Origin of the sequence: Streptosporangium sp. NPDC023963, assembly GCF_040639135.1 — a bacterium.
GTDB lineage: Bacteria > Actinomycetota > Actinomycetes > Streptosporangiales > Streptosporangiaceae > Streptosporangium.
Genome location: NZ_JBEZZK010000014.1, coordinates 222027 through 245761, shown reverse-complemented (window position 1 = coordinate 245761; position 23735 = coordinate 222027). Strand labels below are relative to the sequence as shown.

Here is a 23735-nt window from a genome sequence, read left to right as displayed (position 1 = left end):
CGGGCGGCGGGCGCCGCCGCGCCCCGGGCGCCCCCCCCCCCCCCCGGCGCGCGCCCGCCCCCCCGGGGGCCCCCCCCCCGCCCGCCCCCCGCCCGCCCCCCCCCCCCGCCCCGGGTCCCCGCACTTCCGCACACGGTTCGCACGGGGGGTCACAGTACGGGGTTTAGTGCGGGGTGGACTTCTCGGCACCGATGCCGGTGAGCGAGCGGACCTCGATCTCCGCGTACTTCTCCGCGCTGTACTCCTTGCTGAGGCGGGCACCGATGAACCCGGCCAGGAAGCCGATCGGGATCGAGACGATGCCGGGGTTGCTCAGCGGGAACCAGGCGAAGTTCGCGTCGGGGAACAGCGCGGTGGCGCTGCCCGAGACGACCGGCGAGAAGACCACCAGGAGCAGCGCGGAGACCAGGCCGCCGTAGATGGCCGAGACCGCGCCCGCCGTGTTGAACTTCTTCCAGAACAGGCTGTAGAGGATCGCGGGCAGGTTGCCCGAGGCCGCCACGGCGAAGGCGAGCGCGACCAGGAAGGCCACGTTCTGCCCCTGGGCGAGGATGCCGAGCCCGATCGCGACCGCGCCGATGACGAACGCCGAGATCCTGGCGACCAGGATCTCCTCCTTGTCGGTGACGTTGCCGCGCTTGAACACGTGCGCGTACAGGTCGTGGGCGAAGGAGGAGCTCGACGCCAGCGTCAGGCCGGCCACGACCGCCAGGATCGTGGCGAAGGCGACCGCCGCGATGATGGCCAGCAGGATGGTGCCGCCCACGTCGCCGAAGATGGCCTTGCCGACCGCCTCGGCGAGCATCGGCGCCGCCGTGTTGCCCGCCTTGTCCTGCGCCACGATCGCCTTGCCGCCGACCAGCGCCGCCGCGCCGAAGCCGAGCACGAGGGTGAGCAGGTAGAAGGTGCCGATGATGCCGATGCCCCACAGGACCGACTTGCGGGCCTCCCTCGCGGTGGGGACCGTGTAGAAGCGGATCAGGATGTGCGGCAGACCGGCGGTGCCGAGGACCAGCGCCAGGCCCAGGCTGATCAGGTCGATCTTGCCCGCGAGGCCCTGCGCCTCGGTGCCGTACTTCAGGCCCGGCTCCAGGAAGGCCGCGCCCTTGCCGCTCTGGGTGGCGGCCTCGCCGAGCAGGCCGGACAGGTTGAAGCCGTAGTGGCCGAGCACCAGCAGGGTGACCAGGGTCGCGCCGCCCATGAGCAGCACGGCCTTGACGATCTGCACCCAGGTGGTGCCCTTCATGCCGCCGACGACCACGTAGACGATCATCAGGATGCCGACGCCGACGATCGTGAGCGCCTTGCCCGTCGGCGAGGTGACGCCGAGCAGCAGGCCGACCAGCGCGCCCGCGCCGACCATCTGGGCCAGCAGGTAGAAGATCGACACCGTGATGGTGGAGACGCCCGCCGCCGTGCGGACCGGGCGGGGGCTCATCCGGAAGGCCAGCACGTCGGCCATGGTGAACTTGCCGGAGTTACGCATCAGCTCGGCGACCAGCAGCAGCGCCACCAGCCAGGCGACCAGGAAGCCGATCGAGTACAGGAAGCCGTCGTAGCCCGACAGGGCGATGATCCCGGCGATGCCCAGGAAGCTCGCGGCCGACATGTAGTCGCCGCCGATGGCGAGACCGTTCTGCACACCGCTGAAGGACCGGCCACCGGCGTAGTAGTCGGTGGCGTCCTTGGTGTTGCGGCTGGCCCAGAAGGTGATGCCCAGCGTTCCCGCGACGAAGAGCAGGAACAGGATCGTGGAGAGGGTCTGGTGGCTCATTCGGTCTTCCCCTCGACTCCGTGGCGGATCTCGTCGGCCAGCGGGTCAAGCTTCTTCTCGGCGAAACGGGAGTAGGCCCAGGCGATGCCGAACGTCGACACGAACTGGAGCAGACCGAAGATCAGCGCCACGTTGATGTTGCCGAAAAGCTTCGTGCCCATGAAGTCGCGCGCCCAGCCCGACAGGACGACGTACAGCAGGTACCAGGCGAGGAACGCCGCGGTCATCGGGAACGCCCAGGCCCGGAAACGCTTCTTCAACTCCTGGAATCGTGCGTCGGTCTGAATTTCTTCGTAGACCGACGAATCATGTTGCCTGGCGGTCACGGGACCTCCCAAAATGTGATCTGGATCACGGACAACGTAGGGGTGGACGCTACCCCTGGAGGAGACCCGCACGCGCTCTCTTCGCCGAGGCGCTGCCGCGTCGCGTTCAGTTGGATCGGGCTTGCGGTGAAAGGTCCGTCTCGTACGACGAACGGTTCCCGCAGGAGCCCGATCTCACCACGGCCCGCCCCGCAGGGCGTAAACACCGGCACAGCAGACCGTCAGGCCGACCACCGCCAGCAGCAGGCGGTAGTCGACGAGCGACACCAGCACGGCGCCGCCGAGCAGGGACAGCAACTGGGTGAACCCGGTGAGCGACTCCAGGGCGGTGGAGACCCGGCCGACGAGGTGGGCCGGGCTGCGGCGCTGCACCAGGGTCGTCCTGGCCACCCCCTCCAGGGTCAGCCCGGCGCCCGCCACCATCATCGCCCCCAGCACGACCGTCTCCGCGGGGAGCACCCAGCACAGGACCGCCACGCCGTACAGGCCGATGCCCGTGCCGATCGCGAACAGCTCGCCCCGGCGCGCGATCACCGTGGAACTCCGCAGCCCCCCGGCGATCGCGCCGAGGCCCATCGCGGTCGAGGTGAACGCGGTGAACTCCGGCGACCTGGCGAGGCCGTGCTCGATGACCGCGAAGATCAGCGATTCGGCGGCCCCGGCCACCGAGAACATCAGGCAGAGCGCCACGGTCGCGCGCCGCAGCGCCGGTTCGGCGGAGAGGTAGCGGGCCCCGGCCCAGAACTCCTCGCGCCAGCGCCCCGGGGGGGCCGGCGAGACGCGCGGAAGGGACTCCGGCGCGGGGAGCATCGCGAAGACCCCCGCGGCGACCAGGAAGGTGGCCATGTCGAACAGCACGAGCGTGCCGAGCCCGAAGGCGGTGTAGACGGCCACGCCCAGCAACGGCCCGAACAGGCGCAGTCCCTGCCGGGTGGTCTGCAGGGCTCCGTTGGCCTCGGCCAGCAGGTGCTCGGGCAGGATGGCCTTGAGCAGCCCGCCGAGCGCGGAGAAGATCACCGCGTACGAGCAGCCCATGGCCGCGGACACCGGGTAGATCAGCCAGACCGTGTCCGGCCCGGTGACCGCGACCAGCGGGGCGAGCGAGACGCCCGACAGCACGCAGGTGACGATCAGGAGCCTCCTGCGGTCCACCCGGTCGATCAGGTATCCGAACAGGGGCGAGAAGCACAGGGGCAGGATGAAGAAGAACAGGGTCAGCCCGGCCGCGGCGTCGGAGCCGGTGAGGCTCTTGGCCAGGATCCCCGGTACCAGCAGCAGCGAGGCGTCGCCCAGCAGGCTGACGGCCATCCCGAAGTAGATGAGCCGGAACCGGGGCCGGCGCAGGACCTCCGGCATCACCGCTGACCGGCGGACCGGTGCGCCGACCGGCTCTCATGTGACACGGCGGACCGGTGCGCGGTCCGGCTCCCGTGGGACACGGCGGACCGGTGCGCGGTCCGGCTCCCGTGGGACACGGCGGACCGGCGTGCCGACCGGCTCCCGGGTAGCACGGCAGTGGCGTCGCCGACCTCGGCGAGCGCCTCATCACCGGAGCCGGCGAGTACCAAATCTAGTCAGAACAACCGAAATATCGGCCCATAAGCGTCATTCCGTCACAGCTCGCCGGAGCCGTCAAGAGGACCGGGGCCGCCAGTCACCCCGGTCCAGATTGAGGATCTCGGGGGTGTGCAGGCGCACCATCGTGCGCGCCACGTTCGGCGGGATGCGCCCCGGCGTCAGCAACGAGACCACCACCATGACGAGGAAGGCGATCGGCACCGTCCACGCGGCGGGCTGGGCCAGCAGAGCACCGACCAGGCCGGTGTGCGGCCCCCCGCCGATCGTCATCAGCACCGCGCCGCAGGCCAGGCCGCCACCGGCGAGCAACCCGGCCATCGCGCCGACGGGGGTGAGCCGCCGCCACCAGATGCCCAGCACCAGCAGCGGGCAGAAGGAGGAGGCCGCCACCGCGAACGCCAGGCCGACGACGTCGGCGACCGGCAGCGAGCGGGCGAAGGCCGCCAGTCCCAGCGGAACGATCACCGCCAGCACCGCCGCCGCCCGGAACGACCGCACCCCGCCCTTGAGGATGTCCTGCCCGATGACCCCGGCGACCGAGACCGTCAGCCCCGAGGAGGTCGACAGGAACGCCGCGAACGCCCCGGCCGTCACCAGCGCCGTCAGCAGATCCCCGGCCACGCCGCCGATCAGCCGCCCGGGCAGCGACAGGACCACCGTGTCACTGCCCTCCAGCTCCGGGACGTAGATCCGGCCCAGCGCGCCGTACACCGCCGGCAGCAGGTAGAAGGCACCGAGCAGCGACAGGACCACCAGCGTCGTACGGCGCGCCGCCCGGCCGTCGGGGTTGGTGTAGAAGCGGACCAGCACGTGCGGCAGCCCCATCGTGCCCAGGAACGTGGCCAGGATCAGCGAGTAGGTCGAGTACAGGCCGTACTCCCTGCCGGTCGACAGCGGCAGCGCCCACGTGGCCGCGTCCTGCGCGCTCAGTCCCGGTGAGCCGCCGTCGCGCCACGCCAGCAGCAGGAACACCAGCGGCACGGCCAGGGCGGTGAGCTTCAGCCAGTACTGGAAGGCCTGCACGAACGTGATCGACCGCATGCCGCCGGACATGACGTTCACCGCGACCACGGCCGCCACCAGCAGGCCCCCCGCCCACTCGGGGGCACCGGTGATGGCCCGCAGGACCAGGCCCGCGCTCTGGAACTGCGGCATCAGGTACAGCCAGCCGATCAGCACGACCAGCACCCCGGCCATCCGCCGCACCGCCATCGACTCCAGCCGCGCCTCGGCGAAGTCGGGCAGCGTGTACGCCCCCGAGCGGCGCAGCGGCGCGGAGACCAGCACGAGCAGCACCAGATAGCCGCCCGTCCAGCCGACCGGCAGCCACAGCATGTCGGCGCCGTAGGTGAGGATCAGCCCGGCAATGCCCAGGAAGCTCGCGGCCGACAGGTACTCCCCGCCGATGGCGGAGGCGTTCCACAACGGGGAGACCGTGCGGGAGGCGACGTAGAAGTCGGAAGTGGTCCGCGACAGCCTGATCCCGAACGCGCCGATCAGCACCGCCGCCAGCACCACCAGCACGACCGCCGTCACACCGTACGCGGTGCTCATCCGACGCCTCCCCCGACGTCTTCCATGCCATCTCCCGTGACGTCTCCTGTCGTGGGGGCCTCGGGTTCAGGCCCCGGGACGGTCCGTCGCCTGGTCAACGGGCCCTGTCCACCAGTTCGGCGAAGTGCCGCTCGTTGCGTTCCGCCTGCCGGACGTAGAGCCAGGCACCGATCACGAACGCCGGATAGATCAGACCGCCCAGCACCGCCCAGGGCAGCGGGATCCCCAGCAGGTGGACCGCGCGCAGCTCCGGCACCAGCATGAACATCAGGGGCAGTCCCGCCACCACGCACCCCAGCACCGTGCAGACGAACAGGGCCAGGCGGAACTGGGTGCGGACCAGCGAGCGCATGTACACCTCGCCCAGACGGGTCTGCTCGTCGATCTCGCGGGTGACCGGATAGCGGGGGTGGCGGGGCGCCATCGTACGAGGGCTGGTCACCACCTCGCGCCGCGGACGCTCATCCCGGCGCGTCCGCTCGGCGTCCCTGCGCGTCCGCTCGGCGTCCTTGCGCGTCCGGTCGGCGTCCTTGCGCGTCCGCTCGGTATCCCTGCGCGTCCGCTCGGCATCCCTGCGCGACCGGTCGGCGTCCTTACGCGTCCGGTCGGCATCCCTGCGCGACCGGTCGGCGATCCACCGGCGCGGCTCGGCGCCCTCCCCGGGCTCGGGGTCACGGCTCATTCGGACCTGCCCCTGCGCGCCCTGCGAACCAGCAGATCGCGCAGCTCACGGGTGTGGCGGCGGCTGACCGGGATCTCGGTCTCACCGATGCGGACCACGCACCGGCCCGAGTCGATGTGCAGCTCGTCGATGTGCTTGACCGCGACCAGATGGCTGCGGTGCACCCGCACGAACCCCGCGGAGGACCAGCGCTCCTCCAGCGTGGCCAGCGAGATGCGCACGAGATGGCTGCCCCCCGCGGTGTGCAGGCGGGCGTAGTCGCCCTGCGCCTCCACGTACCGGACCTCGGTGCTGGCCACGAACCGGGTGACACCGCCGAGCTCCACCGGAATGGTGTCGGGGTCGGCGCGGCCCGCCCCCTCGCTCTCCGGCAGCTCCGCGGAGACGAACACCCTGCGGATCGCCTCGGCCAGCCGCTCCGGCCGTACCGGCTTGAGCAGGTAGTCCTCGGCCTTGATCTCGAAGGCGTCGACCGCGTGCTCCTCGTAGGCCGTCACGAAGACCACCCGGGGCGGGTTGGCGAACTGGGAGAGCAACCGGCCGAGCACCACCCCGTCCAGGCCGCGCATCCGGATGTCGAGGAAGACCGCGTCGATCGGCCGCCCGTCGGCGATCGCCCGGTCCAGGACGCGCAGCGCGGCTGCCCCGTCCCTGGCCAGGGAGACCTCTTCGATACGGGGGTCGTCCCGGAGCAGATAGGCCAGGTCCTCCAGCGCGGGAAGCTCGTCGTCCACCGCAAGGACGCGCAGGCCGGTCACGGTCACTCCTCCAGATCGTTCACGAGGGAATTTCTAGAGGGTGATGAATCAGACATCGCCTGTCAACTTTTCGGTAGGGGGAAAGGTCCGGACCAGGCGCGGGCTCAACGGGCGGAGACACCCGGATGGTACTTGGGCAGGCGGACGCTGACCTTCGTTCCCGCCCCCTTGGCCGTCTCCGCCACCAGGCCGTACTCGTCACCGTAGACCTGGCGCAACCGCTCGTCCACGTTGACCAGCCCCACTCCCCCGGCCCCCGAGCGCTCGTCGGCGTCACCGGCCAGGATGCGGCGCAGGCGGTCGGGCTCCATGCCGACGCCGTCGTCCTCCACGCTGATCCGGCACTCGGCCCCGGCGTCCTCGGCGACGATCGAGATGCGCCCGACCCCCGGCTTGCTCTCCAGCCCGTGCTGGACCGCGTTCTCCACCAGCGGCTGCAGGCACAGGAACGGCACCGCGACCGCGAGCACCTCCGGGGCGATGCGCAGCGTCACCTGGAGCTGATCACCGAAGCGGGCCCGCTCCAAGGTGAGGTAGCGGTCGATGGAACGCAGCTCCTCGGCCAGCGTGGTGAACTCCCCGTGCCGCCGGAAGGAGTACCGGGTGAAGTCCGCGAACTCCAGCAGCAGCTCGCGGGAACGGTCCGGGTCGGAACGGACGAAGCTGGCGATGGTCGTCAACGAGTTGTAGATGAAGTGCGGGGAGATCTGCGCGCGCAGCGCCCGGACCTCGGCCTCCATCAGACGCGTTCTCGACCGGTCCAGCTCGGCCAGCTCCAGCTGCGAGTCGACCCAGTTCGCGACCTCGTGGGCGGCCCTGACCAGACCCGCCGAGGCGTGCCCGCCGTACGAGGCGAGGGAGCCCACCACCCTGCCGTCGGTGGTGAGCGGCACCACCACGGCGAACCTGATCGGGCACTCGGGAAGGTCGCACGAGACGACCTCGGGGCCCAGGACCCGGGTCCGGCCCCCGGAGAGCGTCTTGGCGGCGTGGGCGAACGCCTCGCGGGCGTGGTGGTCGCCCTCGCCGTCGTAGACCAGCAGCCGCTCCTCGTCGGTGATCGCCAGCGCCGGGGAGCCCAGCAGCTCCCGAAGATGACGGGACGCCTTCTGCGCCCCCGCCTCGGTCAGCCCCGCCCGCAGCGGCGGCGCGGCCAGGGAGGCGGTGTGCAGGGTCTCGAACGTGGCCCGCTCCGCGGGGCTGCTGCCCAGCTCCCTGCGCCCGCGCAGCACCCGCCACAGCACCAGAGCGGGTACGCCGACCAGGGCGGCGACCAGCAACACGGCAACGAGGGGTTCCACGCTCCGGACCTTATACGCCCGGCCACGCCCGCGCCTCACCCATCGGGATCACACCCTTCTTCCACATCGGAACAGGGTCGAACAGGATCTTCCATGCGGCGCGAGGTGCTCCGGGTACAAGACGAGCACCCGACCAAGTCCCTTTACATTGTAGATCAAGATGATGCGGACGGGGCGGCGCTCAGGGCCGCGCGGTCCCCGCCCGCAGGGCCTCGCGGATGCGGCGGGCGTAGGACTCGGCCTCGGCGGGGTCCTCGTATTTCGTACGGGGCCAGAAGAAGCCGCGCAGGCCGTCCTTGCGGTTGCGGGGAACGATGTGGGCGTGCAGGTGCGGGACGCTCTGGCTGATCCGGTTGTTCATCGCGACGAACGTGCCGGCCGCCTCCAGGCCCCGCTCGACGGCGGCGGAGAGGGCGCGGACGCGCTCGAAGAACGGGCCGACCATCGGTACCGGCAGGTCCGCCAGCGTCTCGACGTGGGTCCGCGGGACCACGAGGACGTGACCCTTGAAGACCGGCCGCGTGTCCAGGAAGGCGGCGGCCACGCCGTCGGAGAGGACGACCTGGGCCGGTCGCCCCCCGGCGACGATGGCGCAGAACAGACAGTCCTCACCTGGCACCACTTCAGAGACCGGCATCACGTCAGGATAGGAGACGCCGGGCGGCCCGTACGGTCCCCCGGCGGCGCGGGAGCGGGGCCGTGTCACCAGGCGCCGGCAGCGTCACCGGCGCCACCGCCTCACCGCGCCACCGCGCCACCGCGTCACCGCGTCACCAGCCGAGCTTGGCCGCGCCCGAGATGAGGGACCTCGCGATGACCATCCGCTGGATGTCGTTGGTGCCCTCGCCGATGGCCATCAGCGGCGCGTCCCGGTAAAGACGTTCGAGGACGAACTCCTGCGAGTAGCCGTAGCCGCCGTGGATCCGCATCGCCTCCGTGGTGGCGCGCAGCGCGACCTCGGAGGCGAAGTACTTGGCCATCGCGGCCTCGGAGTTCACCGCGCCGCCCTCGGAGCGGACCGCCGCCCAGTAGGTCAGCAGCCGGGCCGCCTGGATGTCGGTGGCCATGTCGGCGATCTTCAGCTGGATGGCCTGGAAGTCCGCGATGGGCTGCCCGAAGGCGTGGCGCTCGCGCGAGTAGCTCAGCGCGGCGTCGTAGGCGCACTGGGACAGGCCGACCGCGCGGGCGGCGATGTTGATCCGGCCGAGCTCCAGGGCCGACAGGGCCTGCTGCATGCCCCGCCCCTCGGCCCCGCCGAGCAGCGCCGACACCGGGACGCGCACGTCCTGCAGCACGATCTCGCAGGTCTCGGTGCCCTTGTAACCGAGCTTGGGCAGGTCGCGGCTGACGGTGTAGCCGGGGGTTCCGGCCTCGACGAGGAGCAGGGACATGCCGCGGTGCGCGGGGTCGGTGACGGAGGTCTTGACCAGGACGGGCATCGGGTCGGCGTGCCTGGCGTTGGTGATCCACGTCTTGGTTCCGTTGATCACGTAGTGGTCGCCGTCGCGGACGGCCCGCGTCTGGATGCCCTGCAGGTCGGTGCCCGCCGCGGGCTCGGTCAGCGCGATGCCGGTACGGCGGGCGCCGGTGGCCAGGTCCGGCAGGTAGGCGTCCTTCTGCTCCTCGGTGCCGTACCTGGCGATCATCCAGGCGGCCAGGGAGTGCGAGCCGAGCACCCCGGCCACGCCCATCCACCCGCGTGCGATCTCCTCGAAGACCAGGGCGAACGACACGCGGTCCAGGGCGAGCCCGCCGTACTCCTCGGGGATCGTGATCCCGAACAGCCCCATCTCCCCGAAGCCCTCGACGATCTCCGTGGGGTAGCGGCCGGCCCGCTCCCACTCGGAGGCGACCGGCACGATCTCCTTGTCGACGAACTCCCGCAGGGTCCGGCGGAACAGCTGCTGCTCCTCGTTGAGCTCGAAGTCCATCACGGGGTCCTTTCCGCGAAGCGGCCGTCAGGGGGTGAGCGGACCGGTCCTGGCCCGCGGGAAGTAGTTCTTGTCCTGCGGCGCGTCGCGGCGGTAGACCATCACCGCGCGGCGCCAGGACATGACCTCGTCGCCGTCCTGGTTGAGGCCGCGGGTCTTGCAGGTGACGATCCCGGCGTAGGGCCGCGACCGCGACTCCCGCTTGTCCAGCACGATCGACTCCGCGTACAGGGTGTCGCCCAGGAAGACCGGGTGGGTCAGCCTGATCTCGTCCCAGCCGAGGTTCATCAGGGCGGTCTGGCTGACGTCGATCACCGAGATGCCGAGCACGATCGCCACGGACAGGCCGGAGTTGACGATGATCTTCCCGACCGGGGCGCGCTCGGCGAAGTGGGCGTTGAAGTGGTTCTGGTTGGTGTTCATCGTCAGCAGGGTGAACCAGGTGTTGTCGGCCTCGCTGATCGTGCGGCCGAGCGGGTGCTGGTAGACGTCGCCGACGACGAAGTCCTCGTAGTACCGGCCGAGGCCGGGTTCGTGCACGGTCACGGTCTCTCCCCTGGACGCCGGGACCTCGACGCTAATCGTCCGGCGTTTCGGCGGTCAATGACCTGCTCCGTGCCGGTTTCCGGGTAGGCCGATACGGCCGGGCCGGCGAGGCCGCCCCGGTCACCCGGTGATCGCGGGGGAACGCCGCCGTCAGGGCAGGCGCCCGCGGAGGAACGCCGAGGCGACCTCCACCGCCCGCCGGGCCTGGAAGTCCATCGCCTCCAGCTGCACGTCGCCGGGCGGGATCGTGCCGTTGTCGGAGGTGTGGCCGGCGCCGTAGGGGTTGCCGGCCCGGAACTGGACGGGGTCCGCGTAGCCGGGCGGCACGATGATCGCCCCCCAGTGGTAGAAGGTGTTGTTCATCGCGAGGATCGTGCTCTCCTGCCCGCCGTGGGTCGTCGAGCTCGCGGTGAACGACGAAACGATCTTGTTGACCAGCAGGCCCTGGGCCCACAGCCGGCCGGTGGTGTCGATGAACTGCCTCATCTGGGCGGTGGGGTTGCCGTACCGGGTGGGCGTGCCGAACAGGAGCACGTCGGCCCACTCCAGGTCCTCCAGCGAGGCCTCCACGACGTACTGGGTGGCCGCGGCGTGGGCGGCCCAGCCCTCGCTGGACGCGACGGCCTCGGCCGGCGCGAGCTCCCTGACCTTGCGCAGGCGGACCTCGGCACCGGCCTTCTCCGCGGCGGCGGCGGCCGCCTTGGCCAGCGCGAAGACCGTACCCGTGGCCGAGTAGTAGATGACGGCGGCGTTGACGACCGGTTCGGTCAGGGCCTCTTCGATCGCCGCGTCCCCGGTCACGGTCTCCCCGGTCCCAGCCTCCTCGGTCACGGCCTCACATCCCTCCGGGCGCTCTTTCGGGATCGTCCTGCCGGAACGTGCCCGACGATCCCCAGAAGAACCCGTCCTGACCTGCAAAGACTCCTTGACCTGGGTGATCACGGAATGCGCGGGGCCGCCGCGCGGCGGGCCCGGCGGGGCTAGCATGCACGCTGATCGAGATGCCGAGATGCCGAGATCGCGAGAAGAGGCCCCGTGGAGCAGATCCCCTACGACGAGTGGCGCGCGAGTGCCGTCGATCCCGCCTTCAGCGAGTGGATGCGCTCGCTGAGCGAGCCGGAGTGGACGGCGGTGGTGAGCCACCCGTTCGCCGCCGCGATCACCCGGGGCGACGTCCCCGACGACGACATGCGCCGCTACCTGGTCCAGGACTTCCAGTTCGTCGACTCCTTCACCGCCCTGCTCGGGGCGGCCGTGGCCTGCGCGGACAGTTTCGAGTCGCGGGTGCCGTTCGGCCAGTTCCTGGGCGAGATCGCCACCACCGAGGAGCTGACGTACTTCCACCGGGCCCTCGCCGCCCTCGGCGCCACCCCCGCCGAGATGACCTCTCCGGAGCTGGAACCGGTCACGGCCGACTTCCGCGCCCTGATGGACGAGGCCAGGACCAGCCTGGACTACCCGCTCGTCCTGGCCGTGCTGTGCGTGGCCGAATGGTCCTACCTGGGCTGGGCCTCCCGCGCCGAGGAGCCGCTTCCGGACACCTTCGTGCACCGCGAGTGGATCGAGTTGCACGAGGGCCCGGCCTTCCGCGCCTGGGTGCACTTCCTGCGCGACGAGCTGGACCGGCTGGGCCCTGGGCTGGACGAGGAGGGACGGCTGCGCGTGCTCGACTTCTTCCGCCGCGCCGTACGGCTGGAGCTGCGCTTCTTCGACATGGCCGCCGGTTCCTGACCCCTCGCCCCCGGACCGGGTACGACGGACACGCCGGACACGCCGGGCACTCGCCCGCTTCCGCCTCCGGGGCGGGACCTCTCAGTCCCGGTCCCGCTCGGGGGCGGGGGCGGGTGCCTGGCCCTGATAGACGCCTCCGGCGCCCACCTGGGCGGCGTGAACCTCCTCGTCCGAGGCGTACAGGCGGATCTGGACGCCGTCGGGGTCGGCGAAGCCCATCGCGTGGCCCGCGGAGGCCCGGAAGACCGGGCTGTGCGGGACGCCGAGGCCGTCGAGACGGGCGACCCAGCCGTCGAGCCCCTCGCGGGTTACCTGGAGCGCGAAGGGATCGGCGTCGAAGAGCGCCCTGGCCAGGTCGGGGTTCTCACGCAGCGCGATCTGGAAGGCCGCGCCGGGGACCGTGAAGCTCATGCCCCTGATCACGCCGTCCTCGTCCTGGAAGCTGGTGTGGTGTTCCAGCCCCAGGACCCGTTCGTACCAGGAACGGCTCCGCTCCAGGTCGCTCACCCAGATCTTGAGGTGGTGCACACCGGTCAGTACGGCGTTCAACTCGTCTCCTCAGGGTGCCTGCGTCGTCGTGACGGTCGTGGTGAAACGGTGCTCGCAGAATCTCTCCCGCGCCTGCGCCCGGCTGAAACCGCGTTCGGACTCCTCCCTGCCGAGCCCTTCGAAGCTGTCGAAGCCGAGCCTGGCCACGGCCTTGGCCTCGGTGCCGGGCGCGAGGCGGGTCGTGAAGACGATCCGTCCCCGGTGCGGGACGTGGCTTCCCGCGGCGCACCAGACGCCGTCGGAGCGCTCGCGGCAGCGCAGGACGGAGACCCGCCCGCCGGCGCCGTCGAGCAGCACCGCCCGGACGCCTCCCCGCGTGCCCTCGGGGAAGCGGCCCCCCACCCAGAAGGCGCCCCAGTAGGGGGCGAAGGAGGGGGTCCAGGTCATGGAGTAGTCGAGGGTGTAGGAGACCCGGCCCCGAGAGTCGGGGCGTGGCGCGGCCCCGGCCGTCAGCTCGATGCCGATCAGCGGCTCACCCTGGCACTTCCTGGCGGCGGTGACGCAACTGGCCTGGGCCTGCGGCAGCGGCGACAGGGCGGCCGCGATGAGGGCGAGGCCCGCGGCGACCCCGAGAGCACGGCGCATGAGACCTCCTGTGTCCTGCCCCGAGAATCGTGTCCTGCCCGAGAACATCGTGTCCTGCCCGAGAACGCTACATGCGCGCGGCTCCGCGCACGTCCGAGATCAGCATAGTTCGCCCTTCCGGGCCGGAAACGGCGACCTGGCCGGCGCATCGGTCGCGGGAAGGTCCGGGTGGGCGGAGAGGAGGGGGTCCGCCGCCCACCCGGAAACGGTCAGATTACCCCGACAGACATGAGTTTGGCTCGCTTGCGCGCACAGGTATCGGCCGGATCTCCGGTGACCGCCCCGTTCCCCTGCGGGCCGGGAAGGGCGGCCGCCGGGACCGGGGGCGTCCGGCCGGCGACGGGAGAGGGGTGCCCGAAAGAGCCGAGAGTGCCGTCCGGCCGGGGCCCGGGGGTGGCGGTCCACCGGCACCCGGTCAGCGTTCGCCGGGACCGGGAAGGGGGCCGTCCTCCTCCTTCGCCTCGTCCCTGGGCTCGGCGTACGGCTCGCTCTCGGGCGGATGGCCTCCGGCGATCCGGCGTTCCCGCATGAGTTCGGCGTCGAACTCGGCGCCCAGCAGGATCGCCATGTTGGACAGCCACAGCCAGACCAGGAACACCGCGACGGCGCCGAGCGTGCCGTAGGTCTTGTCGTAGGAGCCGAAGTTGGCGACGTAGGCCGCGAACCCGGCGGAGACGACGACCCACAGCAGCACCGCCAGCAGCCCGCCGGGGCTGATCCAGCGGAATCCGGGCTGGCGGACGTTGGGCGCGGCCCAGTAGAGCAGCATCACCAGGCCCGCGGCGATCAGCACCAGGACCGGCCACTTGGCGTACCCCCAGACGGTGACCGCGGTCTGCCCGACTCCCAGGGCCTCGCCCGCCAGCTCGGCGAGCCTTCCCGTGAAGGTGACGGCCACCGCCGCGGCGGCCATCAGGACGACGACCACCAGCGTCAGCCCGACCCTGAGCGGGGTCAGCTTCCACAGGGGACGTCCCTCCCGGATGTCGTAGATCGCGTTTCCGGCCCTGACGAAGGCGGCGACGTAGCCGGAGGCCGACCAGAGCGCCACCAGCAGACCGGCGATCGCCAGGAGACCCCTCGTGCTGCCGCTGCCGCGCACCTGGTCGACCTGGTCCTTCACCAGTTGCGTGACGTCGCCGGGGGCGAGCGCCGCGACCTGGGCCAGGATGGTGGAGATCACGTCCTGGCCGACCAGTCCGAGCACGGACACCAGCACGATCAGGCCGGGGAAGATCGACAGCACCGCGTAGTAGGTGAGGGCCGCGGCCCAGTCGGGCAGGCCGTCCCGCTGGAACTCCAGGACGGTCCGTTTGAGGACCCCCCACCAGGCCCGCCGGGGCAGTTGCGAGGGGGTGTCCGGGACAAGGGCGAGCCGCCCCCGCGAATCGTCGGGGGCGGCCCTGCCGGTGCTGCCGGTCATCTACTTCTTCTTGCCTCGCCGCAGCACGCGGAAGACGACCAGGACGAGCGCGGCGACCGCCGCGATCGTCACCACCGGGCGCTTGCCCACCTCGGTCGTGACCCTGTTCGCCGCGTCCTTGATCTCGACGGGAGTCACTTCCTTGACCCGGCCGACGACCTCGGGGGCCGCCTCCTTCACCCGCCCGACCATCTCGGGAGCGGCCACCTTGACCCGCTCCACCATCTCGGTGGCCGTGGTGGCGGTCGCCGCCCCCGCCTTGCGCAGGTCGTCGCCCACCTGAGCGGCGGTCTCCTGCAGACGGCCCTTGACGTCGGTCTTGTGCACCAGTGCCTCCACTGTGTCGCCCAGTTCGCGGCGGGCTTCCTCGATGTCCCGCCGCACGGTCTCCGTGTCGTTCCCGTCGTTTCCGACGGTCTTGCCGACCTCCGTCGCGCCGCCACCGGTGTCACCGGTGTTGACGTACGGGGTACTCCTCGCCGTGCTGTCCGGTACGGCGGCGAGCGCCGCGCCCTCCGGGAGCCGGGGCGTGCCGTCGCGCTCGGACTCGGAAACCCCGGGGTCCTCGGCGGGCGTGCCGTCCGGCTGGTTCGGCGGGATGTTCAGCGATCCGCTCTCGTCAGGCGTTATCGGCTCGTCGACGCCCTTCCTGCGGGATCCGGTGGTTCCGGCCACGGCCTGGGGCCGCTCGGGTCCGCCCGGGTCTGTCTCAGTCATCGGTGCGCCCTCTCTTTCACCGCGTCGATGTCGTCCTTGACGCTCTCGATGGTCCGTTCGGGGGTCGGCGGGGTGGCCTCGGCGACCTGGCGCTTGCCGAAGAACCCGAGCGCGCCGGCCATGACCAGCAGCACCCCGCCCACGAGCGCGGCCGCCGCCCACGGGGGCATGACCTGCGCGAGAAGCAGGATCACCGCGGCGACCAGGGCGCCGGCCCCGAACAGGGCCACCACTCCCGCTCCGCCGAACAACCCCACGCCGATTCCCGCGTGCTTGCCCTTCTCCGTCAGCTCGGCCTTGGCCAGGCGCAGCTCGTCCTTGACGAGACGCGAGACCTGCTCCGACATCTGCCGGATCAGCTCGGACGTCGGCAGTGATTCCTTGGTGTTGGTCATGGGCTGCCTCCTCCCCTACAGGAAAGGACGTCTACCCTCTCCTCCCCCGGCAAACATGGGCCTGGCTGCGATGATCACAGGGGGGTGCGGAGACGACACCGTGCCGTGTCGCGCGGCGGCCGGGCCGCGCCGGGCCGGGCCGGGCCGGGTCGGCGAACCCGGCCGGCGTGCCGAACGGCACGGCGGTGGCGGTGGCCGGGAGCGGGGCGGACATGCTCCGGACACGTCGATCACGCCTCGCGGCCGGGACTACGCCATGATCATAGGGAGGCCCGCGTGTCCCAGTGGTGGAAAAGTAGAGGTACGGGCGAAGATGAGCCTCTTGGGATAGTGCGTGGCACGATGAGCGCGATCAGAAAGGCGGCACGCTAGAGATGGCACAGATCGTCGGCGGCGGGAGCCCGGTCAACGACGCCGAGCGACGGGTCATCGCGCATCTGCGAGACAACGCCCCGGACGACTGGCTGCTGCTGCACAACATCGAGGTGCCCCGCGGGGACGACACCTTCGAGGTGGACGTGATCGTCCTGACCGGCCACTCGCTCTGCGTCATCGACGTCAAGGGCACCCGCGGCCGGATCGAGGTCGCGGGAACCCGCTGGTTCCCGCAGCGGCGGGAGGCGTTCGGCTCCCCCGTCGCCAAGCTGCGCGGCAACGGGCGCGCGCTCAAGGGCCTGCTCACCCAGGAGCGCCGCGAGCTGGACCGGGTCTACGTCGACAGCCTCGTGGTGCTCACCGGGACCGACGCGGAGCTGGTCGACCCGGCCGGCCGCGACTCGCGGCACGTCACCGACCTCGCCGGGCTGATCGGCACTCTGGGCGACGTCTCCCGCGTCAGGCGCGGCCACACCACGGACACCGCGCCGTACGGCACCGCGATCATCGAGGCGCTCAACGGGAGCGTGCGGCGCTCCACGGCGCCGCCGCGCTTCGGCAGCTGGGAGGTGGAGGAGCAGCTGGGCGGCGACAACCGGGTCACCGAGTACCGCGCGATCAACGCGACGGTCCCGGGCAGCGAGACGGTCCTGCTGCGCGTCTACCGGGCCGACCCGCTGGCCGAGGAGGAACCGAGGGCGGCCGAGCGACGGCTGATCACCAACGCCTACCAGGCCCTCACCAGGATTCCCCCGCACCCGTGCGTGGTGCGGGCCCGTGACTTCTTCGCCATCGACGACGAGAGCCGGTTCGTGCTGGTCCTCGACGACGTGCACGGCCAGGCGCTGCACCTGCACCTCACCGCCCCCATGTCCACGCTCTCCACCGCCGCCCGGCTGGACGTGGTGGAGGACATGCTGCTGGGCCTGGCCCACGTGCACGCCAACAACGTGATCCACCGGGCGCTCAGCCCCGCGTGCGTGCTGGTGACCGAGGAGGGCCGGGCCATGCTCACCGGGTTCGACTACGCCAAGCCGGGCCCCCGCGCGCACACCGTGGCCAGCGAGCTGCCCAACGTCCTCGACACCCATTACGCGGCCCCCGAGTGCCAGGCCATGCCGGAGCGGATGACGGCCGCCTCCGACGTGTACGCGGCCGGGGTGATCGCCTTCCAGCTGCTGACCGGGAGGCTTCCCCCGATCACCCCCGACGCCGAGCCCGCCTCCGGCGAGGCGCCCGTGGAGGTCATGGACCTGCTGCGGCGGATGCGCGACCACGCGACGAGCAAGCGTCCCGGCGCGGCCGAGGCCCTGGCCGACCTGCGGCGGATACGGCGGCCCCGCCCGCCGGAGCCCGCCGTGCCGGACCTTCGTCCCCAGGACCTTCGGCCGCGGCACCTCGGCCACCCCGAGGCCCCGGCCCTTCGGGAGGTCGTCCCCGAGTTCCCCGGCGTCCCCGAGATCCCCGCCGCGGCGGGCGCCGGCGTGGCGGACACCGGGCGGCCGGAGGAGCGCGGGCCGGAACACCACCCGCGGGACGCCCGCCCGCAGGCACCCGCGCGGTACGAGGACGAGCACCACGGGGGTCTGCCGGCACCGGAGCCGCTGCTCGACAGGCTCAGGACGAGATTCCGGCGTATCACTGGAAAACAGCCGTAAAGTTTCACTGGAAAACAGCCGCGAAGGCTCACCGGAGAGCAGCCGTGAGCCAACCGGCCGCCCGCCCGGCCGACGGCCGTGCGGGGGCCGGGCCCGGGCTCTCGGCCGGGGCCCCGGCGCCCGCCGGGCGGCGGGTCAGTGGCGGGTGTGGCCGCCCCGGAAGCGGGCAAGGAGCCCGCGCAGCTTCTGCTGGTTGCGCGGGTCGCGGGCCATCGTCTTGGCCTTCTCCATGTGCCGCTGTCCCTGCGGGGTGCGCAGGTAGTTTCGAACCCGATCCATCAGCGATGCCATGGTGTCCTCCATCTGTCGGAACCTCCGACTACCCGCTGAGACCGGTTCCAATCACCACCGGCACCCGGCCTCCCGGCTCCCCGGGCTCTCCCGGGCCGCATCGCGGGCTCAGGAGTCGACGAAATCGTCCGGGACCATCACCCGCAGGCCGTTGGGAACGGTGCGGATCATGATGGGGGTCATCAGGCGGACCTCACCGTCGACGTCGGCGGCCATCGGCGGGTCGGTCTCCAGATACATCTCCCGGCCCACGACGAAGGGGCCTCCCGCCAGGCTGCGCCAGCGGCCGCTGCCGGCGCGGACCATGGTCTCCAGCAGCAGGCGCAGGCGCTTGCCCGAGCCGAGCTGGTACGCGACCAGGCGGCCGTTGTCGATGCTGATGTCCCTGGCGACCTGCCAGCCGCCGTGGAAGCGGCCGTTGGCGATGTTGAGCTGGTGGGTGAGCAGCTCGTGGCGGCGCCCGTCCACGGTGAGGAAGGCCCGGAACGGCTGGTGGCCCGGGAGGATCGTCAGGGCCGTGATCGGGTAGGCCGCGCGGCCCAGGAGGCGCTTCACCCCGTGCCTGACCTTGCCCGCGACCTCCACGGAGACCCCGAAACTGGCCAGGTTGGCGAACTCGCGGTCTCCGGCGACACCCAGGTCGATGTCGGCGACCTTCCCCGTGCGGAGGACGCCGATGGCCCCGGCGAGGTCGAGGGGGACGCCGAGGCTGCGGACGAAGTTGTTGGTGGTGCCCAGGGGCAGCACGCCCAGGGCGACGTCGCGGTGGGCGACGTGCTTGACGGCGGCGCTGAGCGTGCCGTCGCCGCCGCCCACGACGAGCAGGTCGGGCTCGTCGGCCAGGGCCTGCTCCAGGGTGGCGCGCAGGCGTTTGGTGTCGACCACCGGGAAGAAGCGGATCGAGTCGAATTCCTGGGCCCGCAGCGCGCGGACCACGGCGGGGTAGTGGCGCCGGCCGCGGCGCGAGCGCGTGTTGACGACCACGCAGACCCTGCCCTTGGTCCGGATGGCCTCGGTGTGCTCGGCCTTGCTTCGAAGCTCTCCCACGCTGCCCCTATCCGATCGGGTGGTTGCCCGTTCAAATGGTAGGGCCCCGCCGTCGGTGACGGCGGGGCCCCGGGGCCCGTGGGCCCTCATTCGCCCGAGGGGCGGGGTGATCTACTTCTTGGGCGGGGTGACCTGCACGATCGCGCCGAGGTCGCCCGGGAACGGGGTGACCAGCTTGATCTTCACGCCCAGCGCCTTGCCCTCGTCACCGGGGTTGCCGGAGCCGAGGACGTGGCCGTTGCCCATGTCGGTCCCGTACAGCTCGGTGGCCGGGGTGCCGTCGGCGTTGACGACCCGGGTGCTGTAGGGCTGGTCGCCCTTGGAGGGGACGACCACCGAGGCGTCGAAGTCGCGGTAGAACAGGCTGGTGCCGCGCGCCTCGAACCCGGGGTACCAGGTCTTGGCGTCGGTGAACTCGGAGACCCCGCGCTGCGCGGCCACCTTGGTGCAGTACTCGCTGAAGGGCTCGCCGGGCCCCTCGAAGCACTCGGTGAAGGGGTAGGTCTTGGAGAAGGAGAAGGCGGCGTTCGAGGTCTGCACGCGGCCGTTCATGTTCTTGAGCGTGGTGGTGTCCTTCTCGGCCGCCGCGCCGGTCCGCCGCAGCGGGTCGAAGTGGGAGTCGACGAGGAGCAGGCTGCCCTTGGAACCGATGCTCGGCGCCAGTTCGAGGTTGTTGGCCAGCGAGTTGTTGGTGTAGTTCGAGTCGCGGAACCACACCAGCATGCCGGGGGCGTTGTACTTGACCTTCTCCACCTTCCACGCGCCCTCACGCGAGTAGTTGGTGGTGTAGGTGTACTGCAGGCCCTTGTCGAACCCGTCGAAGTTGCGCCACTCGGCCAGGTAGAACCGGGAGACCTCGCGCTTGCCGTCGTTGACGACCCAGCCCGCGCCGGTGGTGCCGTTGAAGGTGCCGCGGCCGGTCGTCCAGCCGCCGGCGCCGCTCTCCAGGTCGTCGCTCCAGACGGTCTCGGCGCCGTTGGTGAGCGCGAAGTCGTCGACGTGCCAGCCGCGCGGGGTGAAGGCGGCGTCGGTGTTGTAGGTCAGGCGCAGCTTGACGGTCGTGCCGGCGAACGGGGCGAGGTCGACGTAGTCGTGCCGCCAGCCGTCGGTGTTGCCGGTGAGGCCGTACTTCTTGTTGCCGAACGTGGCCAGGTTCTTGTTGGGGTCGGTGTAGTCGTCGTCGGTGGAGACCAGGGCGCCGCCCTCGGTGTAGACCTTCTGCTGGGCCCAGGTGGTGCCGCCGTCAGTGGAGATCTCGACGAAGCCGTAGTCCCAGTCCTCCTCGATCTCGTAGTTGTTCCACATCCAGAACTTCAGGTCGGTCCCGGCGGGCACCTGGACGTCACGGCCGAGCTTGACGTCGGCCCACTCCTGGTCGAAGTTCGACCAGAACGTCTTGGTGCCGCTGTGCGGCTCGACCATCGTGACCGGGGGGCTGGCCAGGTTCACCCTGACGCCGTCCTGGGTGAGCTTGGGCGTGCGCGAGGCCTGGCCGATCGTCACCAGACCGCCGCGGTCGCCGGGGTTGAAGACCTTGGGGTCGGCCCAGCCGAGGATCCACTTGCTCCAGATGCTCATGTGGGAGGGCATCGACTGGAAGATCGGGCCGCTGTGCGAGCCGCTGGACATCAGGTCCCAGAAGTCGACCGCCGAGGAGGCCTGGCCGCTGGTGTCGTAGAGGTCCGGCAGGCCCAGGTCGTGGCCGTACTCGTGCGCGAAGACGCCGACGCCGGAGTCCTCGGGCTGCACGATGTAGTTGGAGATCTTCACGTTCTCGCCGGGCACCTGGTAGCCGCCGGCCACCGCGCTGGAGTGCGCCCAGATCGCGTAGGTGCCCTCGGCGCCGCCGTCGGAGGACTTGTCCTTGCCCGCGTGGACCAGGACCAGGTGGTCGACCACGCCGTCGGGCTCGGCGAAGTTGCCGTCGCCGTCGGCGTCACCGACGTCCTCGATGTCGTAGTCGGCCCAGGGGAAGTCCGGGTCGGTGGCGGCCAGGGTCTTGACCGCGTCGATGGCGAGCTGGCCGGCCCCGAGCGGGTTGTCCGGGTGGCCGCTCATGTCCTGTACCGGCTGGCCGCAGGCGCGCGCGCCGTAGTAGGCCTCGGAGTGCGGGACCTTGATCCACGGGCTGGCCTGCCCGGTGACCGTGTAGGCGCCCTTGGACATCTCCTCGTACATGTTCTTCATGGTGGAGCCGGAGATGTCGATGCCCTTGCGGCCGTCCCGGGGGTCGGTCAGGTCGGTGCGGACGCGCTGGGTGATGCCCTGCTTGGTGTAGAGCATCTTGTTGAAGTGGTCGGGGCTGAAGTCCGGCACCCAGAAGCTGTTGTTGTCCTTGTGGGACAGCGTGGCCGGGTTGGGGATCTTGTTGTGCAGCGGGCCGTTGAGCAGCGTGCCCGCCGGCTCGGTGACGCACTCGGCCGGGTCCTCGCTGTTCACGTCGGCCGGGCGGGAGAAACCGGAGAAGTCGTCGTTGGCCTTGTCGTTGAACTCCACCAGCAGCGTGAGGAGCTTGGCCGTCTTGACGGTCTTCGACTTCTTGAAGAGGAAGTCGGCCGGGTTGGTCCCCGTCCTGATCGCCTGGGCCTCACGGGCCGCCAGCACCCGCGCGGCGACGGGGTTGCCCGCGGAGTACTTCTCGGCGATCTTCTTGGACGGGCTGACCTTGCGCGCCTTCGCCGACGGCACGGCCGGGTCGTCGACCTCCGGCTCGTCCCTGGGGGGCGCGTAGTTGATGTAGTAGTCGGCCGCGGTCGGCTGGTAGCGCGCGACCGAGGTGTCGCTTTCCGCCGAGGCCCCGCCCACGGCCAGTCCCGTGACGGCCAGGCCGAGTACGGGGACTATCGCGAGAAAACGCCTTCCGGCGCCTCCACTACTGACTCTGCCGGACAACGTGTCCCCTTCCCTGCGCCCGGGTTGGCCGGACGCGTCCCACTCACCGGCCCGCCGTATGAGCGCGCCGAACCGGGAGATTAGACGAGAAGGTAAAGTTAGAGTCAAGAGTCCAAATGATGTTGCGAAACTGCAATAAAGTGCGTTTTGTCCGGAGAAGGCATGTTGGCACAGGCCGTACAGTCCAACGTGTGACCGCTATCTCCGAACTCGTCGCAGCGCTCGCACCGGAGAAGGTGCTGACCGACCCCGACGTGACCGACTCCTACGCGCGGGACCGCACCTTCCTGGAGCCGGGGAGACCGCTCGCCGTGGTGTTGGCGCACACCAGGGACGACGTCGTCGCCGTGATGAGGTGGGCCACCGAGCACCGGGTGCCGGTGGTGCCCAGGGGCGCCGGGACCGGCCTGGCGGGCGGGGCGACCGCCGTCGAGGGATGCGTGGTGCTGGCGCTGCACAAGATGGCGGCGATCAGGGAGCTGTCCCCCGCCGACGAGATGGCCGTGGTCGAGCCGGGCGTCATCACCGCCGACCTGGACCGGGCCGCCCGCGAGCACGGGCTGATGTACGCCCCCGACCCCTCCTCGTACGAGATCTCCACCATCGGCGGCAACCTGGCCACCAACGCGGGCGGGCTGCGGTGCGTGAAGTACGGCGTGACCCGCGACTCGGCGATGGGCCTGGAGGTCGTGCTCGCGGACGGCCGGGTGATCAACACCGGCCGGCGCACCGTGAAGGGCGTGACGGGCTACGACCTGACCGGGCTGTTCGTCGGCTCCGAGGGGACGCTCGGGGTCATCACCGCGGCGACGGTGCGGCTGCGCAGGGCCCCGTCGGTCTACCCGGCGACGATCGCGGCCGAGTTCACCTCCCTCAGGGACGCCGCCGCCGCCGTCTCGGCGATCATCGCGGCCGGCTGCCAGCCGTCGCTGATGGAGATGCTCGACCGCAACACGCTCAAGGCCATCGACGACTGGCGGAACATCGGGCTGGAGGAGTCGACCCGGGCGATGCTGATCGCGCAGTCGGACGCGGCGGACGGCCCCGCGGTCTCCGAGCGGATGGCCGAGCTCTGCACCGCCAACGGCGCGGCCTTCGTGGCGGTGTCGTCGTCGGCGCAGGAGGCCGAGGAGCTGATCGGGGTCCGGCGGATGGCGTACCAGGCCAAGGAACGGCTGGGCAAGTGCCTGGTGGAGGACGTGTGCGTGCCGCGTTCCCTGCTGCCGGACATGATCGAGAAGATCGAGGCGATCGCGGTCAAGTACGACGTGCTGATCAGCACGGTCGCCCACGCGGGCGACGGCAACCTGCACCCGGTCTTCATCTTCGACCACGCCCTGACCGAGCCGCCGCCGCAGGTGTGGGCGGCGGCCGACGAGCTCTTCAGGGAGACCCTGGAGATGGGCGGCACGCTCACCGGCGAGCACGGCGTCGGGCTGCTGAAACGGCGCTGGCTGGCGCTGGAGACCGGACCGGTCACCGAGGAGATCCACCACGGGATCAAGAAGGTCTTCGACCCGCTCGGCATCCTCAATCCCGGCAAGGCCATCTGAACGGGCTTTCGCGCCGCGGCAACTGTCCATCGGCACTCACGCTGGTAGCGTTCTGCCACACATAAACCA

22 protein-coding genes are annotated in these 23735 nt (G+C 71.0%); 3 read left to right on the top strand and 19 right to left on the bottom strand.

Features of this window, described 5'->3' with window-relative positions:
• Positions 1 to 163 precede the first annotated feature (163 nt).
• The 11 genes from AB0F88_RS33275 to wrbA all read right to left on the bottom strand — a co-directional run bounded on the left by AB0F88_RS33275 (position 164) and on the right by wrbA (position 11281).
• Positions 164 to 1774: a cation acetate symporter gene (locus AB0F88_RS33275; RefSeq protein ID WP_362693272.1), complete on the bottom strand. Its 1611-nt coding sequence runs from the start codon at positions 1772 to 1774 to the stop codon at positions 164 to 166.
• Positions 1771 to 2100, bottom strand: coding sequence for a DUF485 domain-containing protein (locus AB0F88_RS33270; RefSeq protein WP_362693269.1), 330 nt, complete (start codon positions 2098 to 2100; stop codon positions 1771 to 1773). The genes AB0F88_RS33275 and AB0F88_RS33270 overlap by 4 nt, the downstream gene beginning before the upstream one ends.
• Before the next feature lie 174 nt (positions 2101 to 2274).
• Positions 2275 to 3456: an MFS transporter gene (locus AB0F88_RS33265; RefSeq protein WP_362693266.1), complete on the bottom strand. Its 1182-nt coding sequence runs from the start codon at positions 3454 to 3456 to the stop codon at positions 2275 to 2277.
• Between the two features lie 276 nt (positions 3457 to 3732).
• A complete protein-coding gene (locus AB0F88_RS33260) occupies positions 3733 to 5232 on the bottom strand; it encodes a cation acetate symporter (RefSeq protein WP_362693263.1) in 1500 nt (499 codons plus the stop codon).
• Between the two features lie 94 nt (positions 5233 to 5326).
• Entirely contained in the window at positions 5327 to 5914 is a 588-nt protein-coding gene (locus tag AB0F88_RS33255) for a hypothetical protein (RefSeq protein WP_362693260.1), read from the bottom strand.
• The gene (locus AB0F88_RS33250; RefSeq protein ID WP_362693257.1) at positions 5911 to 6672 is read right to left on the bottom strand and encodes a LytTR family DNA-binding domain-containing protein; all 762 of its coding nucleotides are present in this window, start codon (positions 6670 to 6672) and stop codon (positions 5911 to 5913) included. The genes AB0F88_RS33255 and AB0F88_RS33250 overlap by 4 nt, the downstream gene beginning before the upstream one ends.
• A 104-nt stretch (positions 6673 to 6776) precedes the next feature.
• The gene (locus tag AB0F88_RS33245) at positions 6777 to 7973 is read right to left on the bottom strand and encodes a histidine kinase (RefSeq protein ID WP_362693254.1); all 1197 of its coding nucleotides are present in this window, start codon (positions 7971 to 7973) and stop codon (positions 6777 to 6779) included.
• Between the two features lie 181 nt (positions 7974 to 8154).
• Positions 8155 to 8610 (bottom strand): HIT family protein, encoded by a 456-nt coding sequence (locus AB0F88_RS33240; protein ID WP_362693251.1) that lies wholly within the window; start codon positions 8608 to 8610, stop codon positions 8155 to 8157.
• Between the two features lie 133 nt (positions 8611 to 8743).
• Entirely contained in the window at positions 8744 to 9904 is a 1161-nt protein-coding gene (locus AB0F88_RS33235) for an acyl-CoA dehydrogenase family protein (protein WP_362693248.1), read from the bottom strand.
• Between the two features lie 27 nt (positions 9905 to 9931).
• Positions 9932 to 10450 carry a MaoC family dehydratase gene (locus AB0F88_RS33230; protein ID WP_362693245.1) on the bottom strand — a complete coding sequence of 173 codons (519 nt, stop codon included), beginning with the start codon at positions 10448 to 10450 and terminating at the stop codon, positions 9932 to 9934.
• A gap of 150 nt (positions 10451 to 10600) precedes the next feature.
• Positions 10601 to 11281 carry an NAD(P)H:quinone oxidoreductase gene (wrbA, locus tag AB0F88_RS33225; protein WP_362693242.1) on the bottom strand — a complete coding sequence of 227 codons (681 nt, stop codon included), beginning with the start codon at positions 11279 to 11281 and terminating at the stop codon, positions 10601 to 10603.
• Between the two features lie 204 nt (positions 11282 to 11485).
• On the opposite strand from wrbA, the gene AB0F88_RS33220 reads away from it, so the two are divergent.
• The gene (locus tag AB0F88_RS33220; protein WP_362693239.1) at positions 11486 to 12181 is read left to right on the top strand and encodes a TenA family protein; all 696 of its coding nucleotides are present in this window, start codon (positions 11486 to 11488) and stop codon (positions 12179 to 12181) included.
• Between the two features lie 81 nt (positions 12182 to 12262).
• Here AB0F88_RS33220 and AB0F88_RS33215 read toward each other — a convergent pair whose 3' ends face one another.
• The 5 genes from AB0F88_RS33215 to AB0F88_RS33195 form a co-directional block, all read right to left on the bottom strand.
• A complete protein-coding gene (locus tag AB0F88_RS33215) occupies positions 12263 to 12730 on the bottom strand; it encodes a VOC family protein (protein ID WP_362693236.1) in 468 nt (155 codons plus the stop codon).
• Between the two features lie 9 nt (positions 12731 to 12739).
• On the bottom strand, positions 12740 to 13315 hold the full coding sequence (locus AB0F88_RS33210; protein WP_362693233.1) for a hypothetical protein: 576 nt from the start codon (positions 13313 to 13315) through the stop codon (positions 12740 to 12742).
• A gap of 415 nt (positions 13316 to 13730) precedes the next feature.
• Positions 13731 to 14738 (bottom strand): YihY/virulence factor BrkB family protein, encoded by a 1008-nt coding sequence (locus tag AB0F88_RS33205; protein WP_362693230.1) that lies wholly within the window; start codon positions 14736 to 14738, stop codon positions 13731 to 13733.
• Entirely contained in the window at positions 14739 to 15455 is a 717-nt protein-coding gene (locus AB0F88_RS33200) for a DUF3618 domain-containing protein (RefSeq protein WP_362693227.1), read from the bottom strand.
• On the bottom strand, positions 15452 to 15850 hold the full coding sequence (locus tag AB0F88_RS33195) for a phage holin family protein (RefSeq protein WP_362693224.1): 399 nt from the start codon (positions 15848 to 15850) through the stop codon (positions 15452 to 15454). The genes AB0F88_RS33200 and AB0F88_RS33195 overlap by 4 nt, the downstream gene beginning before the upstream one ends.
• A 374-nt stretch (positions 15851 to 16224) precedes the next feature.
• On the opposite strand from AB0F88_RS33195, the gene AB0F88_RS33190 reads away from it, so the two are divergent.
• Entirely contained in the window at positions 16225 to 17883 is a 1659-nt protein-coding gene (locus tag AB0F88_RS33190; protein WP_362693221.1) for an NERD domain-containing protein kinase family protein, read from the top strand.
• Positions 17884 to 18018: 135 nt separating this feature from the next.
• Here the strand turns inward: AB0F88_RS33190 and AB0F88_RS33185 are convergent, their stop codons facing one another.
• The 3 genes from AB0F88_RS33185 to AB0F88_RS33175 all read right to left on the bottom strand — a co-directional run bounded on the left by AB0F88_RS33185 (position 18019) and on the right by AB0F88_RS33175 (position 22113).
• The gene (locus AB0F88_RS33185; RefSeq protein WP_362693218.1) at positions 18019 to 18174 is read right to left on the bottom strand and encodes a hypothetical protein; all 156 of its coding nucleotides are present in this window, start codon (positions 18172 to 18174) and stop codon (positions 18019 to 18021) included.
• Between the two features lie 108 nt (positions 18175 to 18282).
• Positions 18283 to 19221 carry a diacylglycerol kinase family protein gene (locus AB0F88_RS33180; protein WP_362693215.1) on the bottom strand — a complete coding sequence of 313 codons (939 nt, stop codon included), beginning with the start codon at positions 19219 to 19221 and terminating at the stop codon, positions 18283 to 18285.
• Between the two features lie 111 nt (positions 19222 to 19332).
• Complete coding sequence (locus tag AB0F88_RS33175) at positions 19333 to 22113, bottom strand: immune inhibitor A domain-containing protein (protein ID WP_362693212.1); 2781 nt, start codon at positions 22111 to 22113, stop codon at positions 19333 to 19335.
• A 191-nt stretch (positions 22114 to 22304) separates the two neighbouring features.
• Between AB0F88_RS33175 and AB0F88_RS33170 the strand changes: the two genes are divergently transcribed.
• Positions 22305 to 23666 carry an FAD-linked oxidase C-terminal domain-containing protein gene (locus AB0F88_RS33170; protein WP_362693209.1) on the top strand — a complete coding sequence of 454 codons (1362 nt, stop codon included), beginning with the start codon at positions 22305 to 22307 and terminating at the stop codon, positions 23664 to 23666.
• Positions 23667 to 23735: the final 69 nt, after the last annotated feature.

Excerpts from the sequence above, each read along its gene's own strand:
- AB0F88_RS33275 (WP_362693272.1), bottom strand. The coding sequence starts at position 1,774 with ATGAGCCACCAGACCCTCTCCACGATCCTGTTCCTGCTCTTCGTCGCG.
- AB0F88_RS33265 (WP_362693266.1), bottom strand. The coding sequence starts at position 3,456 with ATGCCGGAGGTCCTGCGCCGGCCCCGGTTCCGGCTCATCTACTTCGGG.
- AB0F88_RS33260 (WP_362693263.1), bottom strand. The coding sequence starts at position 5,232 with ATGAGCACCGCGTACGGTGTGACGGCGGTCGTGCTGGTGGTGCTGGCG.
- AB0F88_RS33255 (WP_362693260.1), bottom strand. The coding sequence starts at position 5,914 with ATGAGCCGTGACCCCGAGCCCGGGGAGGGCGCCGAGCCGCGCCGGTGG.
- AB0F88_RS33240 (WP_362693251.1), bottom strand. The coding sequence starts at position 8,610 with ATGCCGGTCTCTGAAGTGGTGCCAGGTGAGGACTGTCTGTTCTGCGCC.
- AB0F88_RS33235 (WP_362693248.1), bottom strand. The coding sequence starts at position 9,904 with ATGGACTTCGAGCTCAACGAGGAGCAGCAGCTGTTCCGCCGGACCCTG.
- AB0F88_RS33210 (WP_362693233.1), bottom strand. The coding sequence starts at position 13,315 with ATGCGCCGTGCTCTCGGGGTCGCCGCGGGCCTCGCCCTCATCGCGGCC.
- AB0F88_RS33205 (WP_362693230.1), bottom strand. The coding sequence starts at position 14,738 with ATGACCGGCAGCACCGGCAGGGCCGCCCCCGACGATTCGCGGGGGCGG.
- AB0F88_RS33200 (WP_362693227.1), bottom strand. The coding sequence starts at position 15,455 with ATGACTGAGACAGACCCGGGCGGACCCGAGCGGCCCCAGGCCGTGGCC.
- AB0F88_RS33195 (WP_362693224.1), bottom strand. The coding sequence starts at position 15,850 with ATGACCAACACCAAGGAATCACTGCCGACGTCCGAGCTGATCCGGCAG.
- AB0F88_RS33190 (WP_362693221.1), top strand. The coding sequence starts at position 16,225 with ATGGCACAGATCGTCGGCGGCGGGAGCCCGGTCAACGACGCCGAGCGA.
- AB0F88_RS33185 (WP_362693218.1), bottom strand. The coding sequence starts at position 18,174 with ATGGCATCGCTGATGGATCGGGTTCGAAACTACCTGCGCACCCCGCAG.